This is a genomic window from Streptomyces sp. NPDC091289, from assembly GCF_044757365.1.
Taxonomy (GTDB): Bacteria; Actinomycetota; Actinomycetes; order Streptomycetales; family Streptomycetaceae; genus Streptomyces.
In genome coordinates, this window is sequence record NZ_JBIVUT010000023.1 from 45,488 (window position 1) to 59,628 (window position 14,141).

At 70.3% G+C, this 14,141-nt stretch carries 10 protein-coding genes; 1 reads left to right on the forward strand and 9 read right to left on the reverse strand.

Annotation, left to right across the window (positions count from 1 at the left end):
* Positions 1 to 1,589: 1,589 nt before the first annotated feature.
* Both mycP and ACIQPT_RS28185 read right to left on the reverse strand, forming a co-directional pair.
* Positions 1,590 to 2,954 (reverse strand): type VII secretion-associated serine protease mycosin, encoded by a 1,365-nt coding sequence (mycP, locus tag ACIQPT_RS28180; RefSeq protein ID WP_401159799.1) that lies wholly within the window; start codon positions 2,952 to 2,954, stop codon positions 1,590 to 1,592.
* 29 nt (positions 2,955 to 2,983) lie between these two features.
* Entirely contained in the window at positions 2,984 to 3,118 is a 135-nt protein-coding gene (locus ACIQPT_RS28185; protein WP_401159801.1) for a hypothetical protein, read from the reverse strand.
* A 739-nt stretch (positions 3,119 to 3,857) separates the two neighbouring features.
* Here ACIQPT_RS28185 and ACIQPT_RS28190 point away from each other — a divergent pair.
* Positions 3,858 to 4,127, forward strand: coding sequence for a hypothetical protein (locus ACIQPT_RS28190; protein ID WP_401159803.1), 270 nt, complete (start codon positions 3,858 to 3,860; stop codon positions 4,125 to 4,127).
* A 338-nt stretch (positions 4,128 to 4,465) separates the two neighbouring features.
* Here ACIQPT_RS28190 and ACIQPT_RS28195 read toward each other — a convergent pair whose 3' ends face one another.
* From ACIQPT_RS28195 to ACIQPT_RS28225, 7 genes are all read right to left on the reverse strand, one after another.
* Positions 4,466 to 5,008 carry a hypothetical protein gene (locus ACIQPT_RS28195; protein WP_401159805.1) on the reverse strand — a complete coding sequence of 181 codons (543 nt, stop codon included), beginning with the start codon at positions 5,006 to 5,008 and terminating at the stop codon, positions 4,466 to 4,468.
* A gap of 127 nt (positions 5,009 to 5,135) precedes the next feature.
* Positions 5,136 to 7,496, reverse strand: coding sequence for a xanthine dehydrogenase family protein molybdopterin-binding subunit (locus ACIQPT_RS28200; RefSeq protein WP_401159807.1), 2,361 nt, complete (start codon positions 7,494 to 7,496; stop codon positions 5,136 to 5,138).
* A 58-nt stretch (positions 7,497 to 7,554) separates the two neighbouring features.
* Complete coding sequence (locus ACIQPT_RS28205; RefSeq protein ID WP_401159808.1) at positions 7,555 to 9,261, reverse strand: 2Fe-2S iron-sulfur cluster-binding protein; 1,707 nt, start codon at positions 9,259 to 9,261, stop codon at positions 7,555 to 7,557.
* A complete protein-coding gene (locus tag ACIQPT_RS28210; RefSeq protein WP_401159809.1) occupies positions 9,258 to 10,154 on the reverse strand; it encodes an FAD binding domain-containing protein in 897 nt (298 codons plus the stop codon). Before ACIQPT_RS28210 ends, ACIQPT_RS28205 begins: the two co-directional genes overlap by 4 nt.
* Positions 10,155 to 10,516: 362 nt before the next feature.
* A complete protein-coding gene (locus ACIQPT_RS28215) occupies positions 10,517 to 12,250 on the reverse strand; it encodes a beta-N-acetylhexosaminidase (protein WP_401159811.1) in 1,734 nt (577 codons plus the stop codon).
* A gap of 4 nt (positions 12,251 to 12,254) precedes the next feature.
* On the reverse strand, positions 12,255 to 13,157 hold the full coding sequence (locus ACIQPT_RS28220) for a carbohydrate ABC transporter permease (RefSeq protein ID WP_401159813.1): 903 nt from the start codon (positions 13,155 to 13,157) through the stop codon (positions 12,255 to 12,257).
* Entirely contained in the window at positions 13,154 to 14,140 is a 987-nt protein-coding gene (locus tag ACIQPT_RS28225) for a carbohydrate ABC transporter permease (RefSeq protein WP_401159815.1), read from the reverse strand. The genes ACIQPT_RS28220 and ACIQPT_RS28225 overlap by 4 nt, the downstream gene beginning before the upstream one ends.
* Between the last annotated feature and the right edge of the window lies 1 nt (position 14,141).

The window sequence follows — 14,141 nt, forward strand, 5'->3', positions numbered from 1 at the left end:
TCCCTGCTGCCAGGTTCTCTCGTCCTCAGTAAGGTAGTCCGGCCTCGTTCCGCCCTCTTCGCGACGCCGCTCCCCAGCCCTAGGGGCGGTACCAGAGCTTCCACGCCCCAGTGCTCCAGCGCTTCGGGCCCCTTCGGGCGCGCCTCGCACAAGCCCCGTACCGCCAGGTGTAAACGGGCGTGCGCCACCGGTTTGACTGGCCTGCTGAGGGCGTCCACCCACCACCCCACCGCTTTCGCTCGCCAATCGCCGACCACCGACGATCCCGCTCTGGCCGGCACCGCCTCCCGCGCCTGACCCGTGCATCATCGGTGCGCGACCGGCATGGTTGCCCTCGCCGCCGATCACAGTCCCCTGCGGCAGTCCGACCGCCGGCCGACCCGCGGACTGTGGAACGGGCTTGCCTCCAACCACCCCACCAGGGCCTGTTGGTCGGCCAACTGCCGTCGATCCGTTCGTCGACCCGACTGGTCCGACGCCAGGTACACCGGGGCGCAGCGCGCCTGTTGTTCTCCCTGCCGCTGTCGTCGGCAGCTGCGCAAGCGACTTGCTTCCTCCGACCGGAGGGAAGCCACCCGCCATTGAGGGCGGTAGCCCATCCGGCCTCCCCGCATGGGACGGACCAGGTGCGGAATTGGAAGGAGGCGCCACAGCGGTTTCGGGAAGGGTTGCAACGCTGTCGATCTCCATGTCAACAGGCCGAGCGACTGGGGTAGTCGGCGGCGGCACAGTCGTAGCGGCTGAGACCGAGCGCGCGGAAGGCTGCTCCAGGCGAGTCGTATCGCTCTGCACAAACCCGGTTCCGGAAGGGGCAGCTCCCGTCACTCCTCCAATATCCCGGTATCGGCCACCGTCCCTGCTCTGCTCAGAGGGCGGTGCAATGCCCTGCGGCGGAGGCGGAAACGTCGGTCGCTTCAGCCTGTTGAGCTGCGCCACCGAATGGCTGTACGTCTGGGAGAGCTTCCGCATCTCCGCCGCCGCAGCCTCCCGCTCCCCGTTCAGCTTCTGGATCAACCCCGCGGAATCCGGATCATTCCGTGCCGACTCCGCAGCCTTCAGGCTCGCCTCCGGATCCCCCTTAGGACGCGGAATCGCCGCCTTCGCCTGAGCGATCGCCGTAGCCGTTTCACCCAGGCGCTTCGACGCGTCCCGGCTGAACTCGCCCAAACGCAGCGTGGAGTTCGCCAGATCCGCACTCCACGTGCGGAACGACTCCGCCCCGTCGCCCTTCCACTTCACCATCTGCGGGCGAACCTTCAGCTCTTCGCCGATCTTCGCGATCTCACTCGCCGCACTCGACAGACGATCGGCCACACCCTGAACAGCCGCACTGTTGGCCTGATCCAGCCACGCGATCATCTGCTTGTGCGACATGCCCTCGAACGATGTCGAACCCATCTCACTCCCCCGTTCGTCCCACTGATCGCCACACCGTCCCGACCAACATCAGGCGCCCCCGGTGTCATCGGTCGTCGAAGGCTGCGGCGTGGGATGCATGGCACGAAACGGCAGCGCGTTGCAGCCCCGTCCCGCCAGTACCGCTCATCCCATCACTTGGCATCGCGCCGCGCACAGGCCCGGCGCACCTTTCAGCCAACAGAGCCGGGGCCTCGGCCCGGAGGGGCTCCGTAGGGATCGTCGGGGTAGGAGCTGTTCGGCGGTGGACCGTAAGGAGAGTACGGCGGCTGGTTCGGATATGGCTGCTGCGAGCCCACCGGTGGAGCCTGTCCGGCAACAACCTCTCGCCGACGAGAACGGAGCACTGCCGCAGTCGCGACGCCACCGACCAGAACTGCCCCGCCAATCCCCAGGCCGAGCCAGAGAACGGTGTTGCCGCCCTCGTCCGCCGCCGCGACGACCGGCTCCTCGCTCTGGCCAGAACTGCCCCCGGCCTTGGACGGCTGCGGCGACGGCGCCTCGGACGCCGCAGCGGCAAGATCCGGAAGCGGATACACATCAGCCGGCCCGGGATCCCCCGGCGTCTTCAGCGCAATACGCGGACGAACAATCCCGTAACCGATCCCGTCGGACCGCTTCTTCCCACTAACAGGACCGCCCGCCGTATTCAGCATGACCCGCAGGACCTGATTGTTCGTCCAGTCCGGATGCTTGGACCAGATCAGGGCCGCGGAAGCGGAGGCGAGAGCTGTCGCGTCGCTAGTACCGCTGCTCTTACACAACCGGGTTCCTTCAGAACACGCGTGGATGGTGTCCACGCCCGGCGCTGCGAGATCAACCTGCGGTCCATACTGAGATGACTTGGCCCTTCGAAGATCTTTTCCGACGGACCCCACTCCGACAACACCCGGCGTCCCGGCAGGATACTCGACCGAGTTTTCCTCATCTCCGCTGTTTCCCGCAGCCGCGAAGATCAGCGACCCTTTATCCAGGGCGTAATTAACAGAATCTGTCAACCGTTGCGATCCGACGTTCTTACCGAGAGAAATATTGATGACCTTGGCGCCCTGATCGATAGCAAAGCGAATTGCCGCCGACACGTCATCGTTGAAATATCTATCCCCTGTCGCCCCGTTTACTTTACCCTCGCTATCCCTGACTCGGATCGGGAGAATTTTGGATCCCGGAGCCAGCCCAAAGGCACCGCCCCTGCCGCCGACGTTACCGGTTCCAGCAATGAGACCAGCGATCCCGGTCCCATGATTGCCATAGTCCGTACGCTCGTCTCCTGGAGAATCTGTCGCCAGATCTTTCCCCTTGAGGACGCGCCCCTGAAGATCAGGCACTGAAGCGTCCACGCCTGAATCGATCACCGCAACAGTAACGTTCTCACCGGTGCTGGTCTCCCACATCTGCTCGGCACGCATCACATCCAGATGCCACTGGCGGGAACGAACGGAATCAGCGTATGCGGGGGTGACTCCCACCAAGAGCAGTGCCACAACGGCGGACAGGATGGCCCCACGCCGGGCAACAACTGCACTGTTGGCACGCATTCCATTCCCTTTTTCTGGATTCTTGCTGCTCAGTCGATCACCGGCGGGACAACCCGTCGGCTGCCCTGCTGCCAGGTGTCCTCGTCCTCGACGAGATAGTCCGGCCGCTCGCTCGCATCGCGTCGGGGATCCTCAGATCGCTGCGGAGTCGCTCCACGGCCCATCTGGCCAATTCCACCACGGCTGCCGTCGCCCGCTCCGGCCCCTCGTACAAGCCCCGTGCCCCCAGGTGTGAACGGGCGGCCGGTTGCGCTTCCCAGCGGCTGCGGCGGACGACCGCCCACCATGCCGCCGGATTCCCTCGCCAGTTGGCGGCCGCCGATGATCCCGCTCCGGCTACCGCCCCCGGCGCCTCCCGTGCCAGCACCGGCACCGTGCCCCATCATTCCGCGGCCGGCGTGAGTGCCTTCCCCTCCGATCACTGTGCCGCGTGGCAAACCTCCTGGTGAACGCCCTGGAGTCTGTGCCACAGAGCGACCCCCGGTGATTCCACTGTCTCGGGCCGGTGGAGCGAGTGGACCTGTGCCCAAAGCCATGGGAGGACGGGGCACGCCCGTCGTCCTGCCCCCGGCATTCGTCGGCGGCCGCAAGGTAGGCCCGCCCCCGACAGCAGGTGGCGGAACAGTAGGCGTCGTGAGAAACCCATCGGGCTTGCTGGCGCCGGAATTCACGGCCGGGCCCACAACCGGATTCGACGGTGGTGGCGGCAGCGTCGCAACGCTATCGATCTCCATGTCCACTGGCGCCTGTACCGCACCTACTACCGGTGCAGTAGCGCTCGCGTGCGGGAGTGGGGGCGCATCCGCGCCTGTCGCTTCTCGATAGCCTCCAGGCGTCGATGCGCTGCCGACCGCACTGTGTGCGGAACCTGCAGCACTCCCGGTCGGCGTACCGTCGGAGATATTGCCATTCGCATCTACCCGCCTCGACCTGGCATCCGGCGAAATGCCCTGCGGCGGCGGCGGAAACGTGGGCCGTTTCAGCCTGTTGAGCTGCGCCACCGAATGGCTGTACGCCTGGGAGAGCTTCCGCATCTCCGCCGCCGCAGCCTCCCGCTCCCCGTTCAGCTTCTGGATCAACCCCGCGGAATCCGGATCATTCCGTGCCGACTCCGCAGCCTTCAGGCTCGCCTCCGGATCCCCCGTAGGACGCGGAATCGCCGCCTTCGCCTGAGCGATCGCCGTAGCCGTTTCCCCCAGACGCTTCGACGCGTCCCGGCTGAACTCGCCCAGGCGCAGCGTGGAGTTGGCCAGATCCGCACTCCACGTGCGGAACGACTCCGCTCCGTCGCCCTTCCACTTCACCATCTGCGGGCGAACCTTCAGCTCTTCGCCGATCTTCGCGATCTCACTCGCCGCACTCGACAGACGATCGGCCACACCCTGAACAGCCGCACTGTTGGCCTGATCCAGCCACGCGATCATCTGCTTGTGCGACATGCCCTCGAACGATGTCGAACCCATCTCACTCCCCCGTTCGTCCCGCTGATCGCCACGCCGTCCCGACCAACATCAGGCGCCCCCGGTGTCATCGGTCGTCGAAGGCTGCGGCGTCGGCGGCGTCTTGTCGCCGCTTCCGCTCTGCTTGTCCTCGCCCGGAACCGGGTTGTACTCACCGGGATAGTGCTTCTCCGCGCCCTTCTTGATGGCGAGCATCCGGGCGCGGATGTCCTCGTCCATGTTGTCGTAACCCTGGTGCGACGCCAGGACCGCGATGCTCATGCCCTCGATGGAGTCCGAGAGCAGCTTCGACAAGGTCTCGAGTTCGCCTACGACCTTCTCGTACGAGGCGAACATGCCCTTCGCCTCCGGCCACGCCACGTCGCCGAACTGGCTGTCCTTGATGGAGATCTCGCCCAGCTTCTTGGCGTCCGCCGGCGACTTCTTCAGGTCCACCAGGATCTCGTCGATGCGGTCACGGAACTTGGTGAAGGACTCCAGCTCGGTGTAAAGCTCTGTTACCGCGCTTTGCGCCGCGGCTACGGCACCCCCGATGAATCCCCCGAAGAGCCCCCCGGAGGAGCCGGCCCCTTCAGAGCCTTCTCCCGTTGCCACAACACCCTCCCCGTTGTCCTGCTGGCACAGCTTCGAGGATCACTGTAGCCAGCATCTGTGACAGCTCGCACCCTTTGATTGCACGTGCAATGCGCATCACACCGTCCCGACGGCGGTAACGAGCCAGTCAGGGCTTGGGTGTTGCGACTGCCGCCTGCGGCCTGATGGGGAGTCGGTTCACCGGGCGGCCCGTTGCGGAGCGGACCGCCGAGGCCACCGCCGCGGGGGCCGTGACGACCGGGACCGCCGAGGCCGGTTTCGCGCCGAAGGGGGCCACCACGTCGCGTTCCTCGACCAGTTTCACGATGCGGATGTCGGGGGCGTCCAGGGAGGTCGGGAGGGCGTAGCCGGTCAGGTCGGGGTGGCGGATCAGGCCTCTCGCGGTGCGGAGGTTCTCCGTGAGGGCCGCGCCGATGCCCTGGGTGATGCCTGCCTCGATACGGATGGCCAGTTGGGCGGGGTTGAGGACCCTGCCCACGTCCTGGGCGACCGCCATTTCGACCACGCGGACCGAGCCGAGCTCGATGTCGACGTCCACCACCGCCCGTACCGCGCAGAACGCCAGGCCGACGAACGCATCGCCCTGGCCCGATTCGTCCAGTGGTTCCGTGGGGTGCGGGCGGCACTGGGCGGTGGCCCAGAGTTCCTTGCCGTCCAGGGCCTCCATGACCGTCGTGGAGAGCACGCCGTCGTACGAGGTGATCTTGCCGTCGGCGATCTGGAGCAGCTCCGTGGACATGCCGAACTTGTGCGCCAGCGGCTGGAGGAGTTGGGTGCGGACCATCTTCGCTGCCCGTTCCACCGCCCCGCCCGACACCCAGGTGTGGCGGCCGTGCGTCGCCGGGCCCGCCGGGGGCTGGTCGGTGTCCACCGCCGCTACGTGGACCTCCTCGACGCCCAGGGTCTCCTGGACGATCTGGCGGGCCAGGGTCGTGAAGCCCTGGCCTGTTTCGACCGCCGCGCAAATGACGGTGGCCACGCCGTCGTGGACCCTGACCGTGGCCGTGGAGACCTCGTCCGTGCCCTCGGCGCCCAGCATGTGCACCATGCCCAGGCCGTAGCCCACGCCCCGGCGCACCGCCCCGGGCTCCCCCGCGCCCTCGGGGCCGCCCGGCAGCAGCCAGTCGTCCTCCGGGGCGTCCTTGGGGAGGGCGGGGAGGGGGTAGTCGCGGACCGAGCGGAGCAGTTCGGCCACGGGGGCCGGGCAGGTCACCGTCTGGCCCGTGGGGAGGATGTCGCCCGTCGACAGGGTGTTGCGCAGGCGTAGTTCGGCCGGGTCGATGCCCAGCTTCGCGGCCAGTTTGTCCATCTGGCCCTCGTACGCCGCGCAGACCTGCATCGCGCCCTCGCCGCGTACGTGACCGGAGGGCGGGTTGTTCGTGCGGACCGCCCAGCCCTCGATGAAGGCGTGCGGGACGACGTACGGGCCGCAGGCGAAGGCCACCGCGGCGGCCAGGGATTCGGAGGAGGCGTCCGCATACGCGCCCGCGTCCAGCAGGATCTGGGCCTCCACCTTGACCAGCCGGCCCTCCGCGTCCGCGTGGTGGCGGTAGCGCAGGAGGGTGGGGTGGCGGTGGGTGTGGCCGAGGAAGGACTCCTCGCGGCTCGCGGCCAGCTTCACCGGGCAGCCGGTGCGCAGCGCGAGCAGGCCCAGCGGGATCTGGAAGCCCGGGTCCTCGCGGTCGCCGGTCGCGCCGGGCACCCCGGTCACGACGACCTTGACCCGGTCCGCCTCCAGGCCGAAGCAGGCGGCGATCAGGTCGCGGTCGGTGTGCGGGTCGGTGGAGGCGGTGTAGATCTCGACGCCCCCGTCGGGCCTCGGCACGGCGAGGCCGGCCTCCGCGCCGATCGGGGCCGGGTCCTGGCGGCCGATGCGGTACAGGCCCTCGACGACGACCTCGCCCGTCGCCTCCGCGTCGCCGTAGCGCAGCGGGATGTGCCGGATCAGGTTGCCGTCGGGGTGCAGGGGCTCCGCCGCGAACGCCTTCTCCGGGTCCGTGACCGGCTCCAGCACCTCGTACCGTACGGCGATGGCGGCGGCGGCCAGCCGTGCGGTGTCCGGGTGGTCGGCGGCGACCGCGGCGATCGGCTCGCCGTGGTGGCGGACCAGGTCCGAGGCGAACACCGGGCGGTCCACGACGTGGCGGCCGTAGTTGCTGTCCCCCGGCACGTCCTCGTGCGTGACGACCGCCCGCACCCCGGGCATTTCCTCGGCCCCCGACGTGTCGATCGACAGGATCCGCGCGTGCGGGTGCGGGGAGCGCAGCACGGCCGCCCACAGCAGGCCCTCGGCCCAGAGGTCGGCGGCGTACGGGAAGGTGCCCTCGGTCTTCGCCCGCGCGTCGGCGGCCGGCAGCGAGGCGCCGAGGCCCAGCAGGGGCTGCTCCTCATCCGGGCCGGAACCCGCTCCCGGGCCGCCGCCGACGGTGTCCATCCTGGGCAGGCCGGTGCTGGTCGCGTTGGCCGCGGTGGCTGCGTCGCTGCTCACGCCGCCTCCTTGTTGTTCGCGTGGTGCTGCTGGTGTACGGCGGGGCCGTGGGCGTGCCTCACAGCGCCTCTCCCTCGTGCGGGTGGGGGCCCTGCTGTACGCCGCCGGCGCCCGGCTCGGCCTGGTGCGGGATGCGCGCCTCGTCCTGGACCGCCGTGGCCGCCTCGGCGCTCGCCTCGCGGGCCGCGACGACGTCCGCGACCGCGTCGAGCACGCCCCGGTAACCGGAACAGCGGCAGAGGTTCCCGCAGAGGGCCTGGCGGGTCTCCAACTCGCTGGGGGCGTGGTTGCCCTCCAGCAGGTCGTGGACGGTCATCGCCATGCCGGGGATGCAGAAGCCGCACTGGACGGCTCCGCACGCGGACAGGGCGCGCTGGACGTCGGACGGTTCGCCGTCGACGGCCAGGCCCTCGACCGTACGCACCTCGCTGCCCGCCGCCGTGGCCGCGGGGACCAGGCAGGAGGCAACAAGGCGGCCGTCGACCTGGACGTTGCAGGCGCCGCACTCGCCCTGCGAGCAGCCGTCCTTGGCCCCGGCGAGGCCGAGGCGCTCGCGGAGCACGTAGAGCAGGGACTCGCCGATCCAGGCGTCGCTGACCGGGCGGTCCACGCCGTTCACATGGAGCAGGTAGGACGCGGAGGGGTGCTCGCTCGGGGCGTCGAGGAGGGCGGGGGCGGGGGCCCCGTCAGCGTCGGCGTCGGGGGCGGGAGCCGCGTCGGGGGCGGGGGCCGGGGTGAGGTCGGCTTCCGGGGGTGCTTCGGGGAGTGCGTCCGGGGCTGTGTCCGACGTTGCGTCCGACGTTGCGTCGGCGGCGGCCTCGGCCTCGGCCTCGGCCTCGGCCTCGGGAGCGTGCTCTTGTGCCTCGTCAAGTGCCGTCTCGGGTGCCGTGCCCGGTTCTTCGGTGGGCAAGCCGTCGGTGGACGGGGCGGTGTCGGCCGCTGCACCAGCCGTCTCCGCTGTCTGCTCCGGCTCCGGCTCCGGTGTGGCCCAGGGGGCGGGGGCGCCGCCGGGCAGCGTGGCCGGGCGGGCGCTCTCCGCGTACCACTGCGGGGTGTGCGTCGAGGCCAGGAACTCGCCCGATTCGTCCGGGAGATCCCCGTCCGCCACCGGGATCGTCCACTGGCCGGTGTGGCCCGCGTGACCGGGATGGTCCGTGTGACCAGAGTGGTCCGTGTGACCGGAGTGGTCGGCGGCCCCGGCCGCCTGGAGTGGGTCCGGACCAGCCGCTTCCTGGATGCCCTGCTCCCGAGCCGTCGGCGCATCGCCGAAGGCCTCGGTGAAGTTCCACTGGGCCGTGGAGTGCGACGTGTCCTGGTAGGGGCCCTGGTATCCGGCCTGCCCGCCCTGCCCGCCCTGGCCGCCCTGCTGGTTCGGGTCCGGCCAGTGGACCGCGCCGTTCCCGTGGGCGGCGGACTCCTGCGCGGCGGCGGCCTCCTGGGCGCGCTGCTCCGCCTGTGCCTGCTGGGTCTGCGTCTGGACCACCCAGCTGCCCGTCGCCGCCGGGTCCAGGCCGGCGGCCGGGGTCAGCGGCAGGATCATCGGGGGGACGTACCCCTGGCCGGGCGCGGCCAGTGGGATGTTCGCCAGGTCCTCCGGCGGGAGCTGGACGAACGCGGTGGCGTCGGCGTCGTAGCCGTCGCCCTGCGGCGTCGGCTCCCAGCCGCCGTAACGGGGGTCCGGGCCCCCGGAGTGCTCCTGTCCCTGCTGTCCGTGTCCCTGCTGTCCGTGCTGCCCGTGCTGGTTGGCGGCTTCCTCATTGCTCACGACAGTGCCCTCCCCAGCGCGCGTCGGGCGAGCGCGGCGACGGTGCGCCGCAGGTGCAGGACGGCCGGGGACAGCGGCGGGGTCTCCGAGCCGTCGGCCGGTGGTGCGTGGTCCGGGATACAGGCCGCGGCGACGTACTCGCCGAAGGCGGCCAGCGCGTCGGGGGCCAGGCCCCGCTCGGCGTCCCAGTCGATCAGCGAGGCGATCCAGCGCTCCGCCTCCAGCGGGCGCAGCGGCATCGGGGCGATGGCTCCGACCGCGCAGCGCACGCCGCGCCGGGCCGGGTCCAGGACGATGGCGACCGAGGCGGTGGCGCGGCCCGGGCCGGTGCGTCCGGTGGCCTTCAGGAACACCTGCGGGGCGTGCAGCAGCGGTACGCGGACGAAGCCGATCAGCTCCGCGGGCTCCAGCAGTTCACGGCCGGCCAGCAGGTGGGAAACGGGGATCTCGCGGCGGGAGCCGCCGGGGCCCGCGATGACGAGCTCGGCCTCCAGCGCGGCCAGCACCGGCAAGGCGTCGCCGGTGGGCGCGGACGTGACGATGTTGCCGCCGAGGGTGCCGGCGTTGCGGATCTGGGGCGGTCCCGCGGCGCGGGCGGAGGCGGCGAGGGCGGGGATGAGGGCGGCGAAGTCGGGGCGGCCCATGCGGGCGTGGGTGAGTCCGGCGCCGAGCAGCGCGTGACCGTCCTGGTAGTGCCAGCCGCGCAGCTCGCTGATCCGGCCGAGGCCGACCAGCCCGGAGGGGCGCAGAAGCCCCTTGTTGACGGCTGCCATCAGGTCCGTGCCCCCGGCAACCGGAACGGCTGCGGGCATGGCGCCGAGTGCCGCCACGGCCTCGTCCAACGAGGCCGGCAGCGTCACCGACTGCATCGCCTGCGGTGCGTGCGTGGTCAACCCAGCTGCCCCTTCCCGGTCTCCCGGCTGTCCCGCCTGTTCCGCCGTACGGTACGTGTTCACAGCCCGGACGTGGCAACTCTGGCACATCTTCCGATCGGACCGGCGCGAGGGTCCGCGAAGGGTGGATCCGTCCCTGACCTGCGGGATGTTCCGGTTTCGCACTTCTTCGGCGGGGAGGGTGAATTGCCACTCTTCAGCGAGGCTTGTACGACTTATGCGGTTCGTGCCCTCGCTTCCCGCCGTTCACGTCCTCGCTCCGGCGTACGTCGGCGGGGTTGTTGGCCCCGGACGCGCGTCGGCCGCAGCGGTCCCGGAGGGCTCCCCGGAGGACGGCTGCGGCCGACGGGCCGGTGCGCGGGTCACACCACCGGCGGCACTCCGTCCAGCGGGCGGCCGAGGATGCCGGGGCGCTGCTGCCGGGGGTACGGGCCGGCCGGCGGGCGGTAGTCGACGCCGAGGGCGTCGAGCCGGGCGTAGTGGGCCCTCATCCGGGCGTCGAAGGCGGCGAAGTCCCGGTCCGCCGGGGCGGGCAGGGCGGACCAGGCGACCTCGGCGAAGGCGGCGAGGCGGGGGAAGACCTGGTAGTCGACGCGGGACCGGTTCTGCATGACCTCGGTCCACACGTTGGCCTGGGCGCCCAGGATGTGACGGGCCGCCTCCTCGCTCAGGCCCGGCGGGACGGGCTCGAAGCGGTAGACGTCCTCCAGGGTCCTGACGTATCCGATGGGCATCGGCTCGTCGGGGCCGCCGTCCTGACGGTGGTCCAGATACACCTGCTGCTCGGGGCACATGACCACGTCGTGCCCGGCCTCGGCGGCCGCGATGCCTCCGGCGTAACCGCGCCAGGAGGAGACCGCGGCCCCTTCGGCGAGGCCGCCTTCGAGGATCTCGTCCCAGCCGATGAGGCGGCGGCCGCGGGCGGCGAGCCAGGCGTCGAAGTGCCGGATGAACCAGGACTGGAGCCCGTCCTCGTCCTTCACGCCGAGTTCGGCGATCCGGGCCTGGGCGAGCGGGGACTCCTTCCACTGGTCCTTGGGGCACTCGTCGCCCCCCATGTGGACGAAGGGCGAGGTCGCGGCGGGGAAAAGCTCCAGGACCTCCTCCAGGACGCCTTCGAAGAAGCGCAGGGTGTTGTCAGTGGGGGCGAGTACGTTCGGATTGACGCCCCAGGTGTCCCAGACGGAGAGGGTGGTGGTGTCGATGACGTCGGTGTTGCCCAGTTCGGGGTATGCGCTGATCGCGGCCTGCGAGTGGCCCGGGATGTCGATCTCGGGGACGACCCGGATATGCCGCTCGGCGGCGTAGGCGACGATCTCGCGGATGTCGTCCTGGGTGTAGAAGCCGCCGTACGGCGTCTCGTCCCACAGCTCGGAGGCCCGGTGGCCGTATTTGGTGCGCGAGCGCCAGGAGCCGACCTCGGTCAGGCGCGGGTAGCGCTTGATCTCGATGCGCCAGCCCTGGTCGTCGGTGAGGTGGAAGTGGAAGACGTTCAGCTTGTGGGCGGCGAGCAGGTCCAGGTAGCGCAGGACGTCGTCCTTGGGCAGGAAGTGCCGTGAGACGTCGAGCATCAGGCCGCGCCAGCCGAAGCGGGGTTCGTCCTCGACGACGACCGCCGGGACCTCCCAGGTGCGGCCCGGGGCGAGGGGCGTCCGTCGGAAGGCGTCCGGGCCGAGGAGCTGACGGAGGGTCTGCGCGCCCCGGAAGACACCCGCCGCGCTGCCTCCCGTGAGGCGTACGGCGTCCGCTTCGACGGCCAGGCGGTAGGCCTCGGGGGCGAGCGCGGCGTCGAGGGCCAGGACGATGCCGCGCTTGCCAGCACCCGCGCCTGTGCCTGTGCCCGCGCCTGTGCCTGTGCCCGTGCCCGCGCCTGTGCCCGTGCTGCCGGCCTCCGGCAGGGGCAGTCCGGTGGCCGCGCCGAGCGTGGTGCGCAGCCAGTGGGCGACGCCCTCCGTGCCCGGTGCGGCGCTCAGCGGGGTCGTGCGGTCCAGGGCGTACGGGCCGGAGGGGGCGGGGGTCAGGGTGCGCGGGGCCGGGATCAGGCCGAGAGCCGCGGTGTCCACGGAGTCCGGCGCCGTCGTGTCCTCGGGTGTCATGCCATCAGTCCTTAACCGCTCCGCCCAGTCCGGAGACGAGGCGTCGCTGTACGAGTACGAAGAAGACCAGTACGGGGATGGTCATCACCGTCGAGGCTGCCATGATCCCTCCCCAGTCGTTCTCGTCCGGTTTGAAGAAGACCAGCAGCGCCATCGGCAGCGTCGACTGGGAGGTGTCGCTGATGATGAACGACTTCGCGAACAGGAAGTCGTTCCAGGTGGTGATGAAGGAGAAGACGCTCGTCGCGACCAGGCCGGGGAAGACCAGCGGGAAGAGGATCTGCCACAGGAAGCGGGTGCGGCTCGCTCCGTCGATGTAGGCGGCCTCCTCCAGGGCCTCGGGGACGGCCTTGACGAAGCCGCGCAGCATCCAGATGGCGAACGGCAGCGAGAAGGCGAGGTGCGGCAGGATCAGCGAGCCGAGCGTGTTCAGCTGGCCGAAGTCCCGCATCAGGAAGAACAGCGGGATGGTCAGCGCCTCCACCGGCACCATCTGCGCGACCAGGAACATGATCAGCAGCGTGGTGCGGAACTTGAAGCGGAAGCGGGTCACGGCGGTGGCGGCCAGGAAGGCGACCAGCGCGGAGAGGATGACGACCGTGCCCGCCACCAGCAGGCTGTTGAGGAAGTAGCGGCCGAAGTCCTGCTGTTCGAAGACCCGGCGGAACGAGTCGAGGGAGGGCGCGAGCGTCCAGGGGCGGGCGTCGGTGGACTGGATCTCCCCGGCCGGTTTGAACGCGGAGAGCACCATCCAGTAGAGCGGGAAGGCGACGGCCACGGCGATGAGCAGGGCGGCGGCCTCGGCGGCCAGCCTGCCGGGGCGCTTGACGCGCAGGAGCCCACGTGCGCCGCCTGTGCCCTTGCGTACAGGGCTGTCATGTACGGAGCTGTCGGTCGTCGCGCTCACAGTTCCTCCCCCTGGCGGCGTACGAGACGCAGATAGACGAGCGTGACGGCCAGCAGGATCACCAGCATCACGACGCCGATCGCCGATCCGAGGCTGTACTGCGAGGACGCGAACGCCTTCTGGTACGCGTACACGTTGAGCACCAGGTTCTGGCCGGCGATGCCGCCGCCGTTGGTCATGACGTAGATCTGGGTGAAGACCTTGAAGTCCCAGATGATCGACTGGATGGTGACGACGATCAGGATGGGCTTGAGCATCGGCGCCATGATGGTGCGCCAGATCCGCCACTGGGACGCGCCGTCCAGCGAGGCGGCCTCCAGCACTTCGGTGGGGATGGCCCGGATGCCCGCGTACACGGTGACCATCACGAACGGGAACGAGCACCACAGGACTTCGAGGAGCACGAGCGCGAAGGCGCTGTAGCGGCCGTACGTCCAGGAGAAGTCGCCGAGCCCCAGCACCTTGTTGACCGGTCCGAAGTCGGGGTCGAAGAGGAAGACCCAGACGGTGGAGCCGGTGATCGCGGGGGTGGCCCAGGCGCCGAGCGCGGCCATCATCAGCGCGAGCCGGGGCAGGGCGCGGATGCGGGTGAGCAGGACGGCGAGTGCGCAGCCGACGAACAGGGTGGAGACCACGCAGGCCGCGGCGAACAGGACCGTGGCGAGGAGGACCTGCCAGAACTGGCTGTCGTTGAAGAGGGTCGCGTAGTTGCCGAAGCCCTGGAAGGTGGTGGGTTCGCCGCCGCTGACCTGGGCCTGGGTGTACTCCAGGAACGAGATCAGGCCGAGCTGGTAGATCGGGTAGACCAGCAGCCCGGCGAGCAGGACGAGGGCGGGCAGGAGGTAGAGCCAGGGGGTCCAGCCGGAGTGCCCCTTGGGGGACACGGACCGGCCGCGCCGAGGCGGGCGGCCGGCGGGGGTGCCGGCGCCCGCCCCGGCCGTACCGGTGGCCGGGGCCTTGAGAGCGGTGGTGTGCGTGGTCATC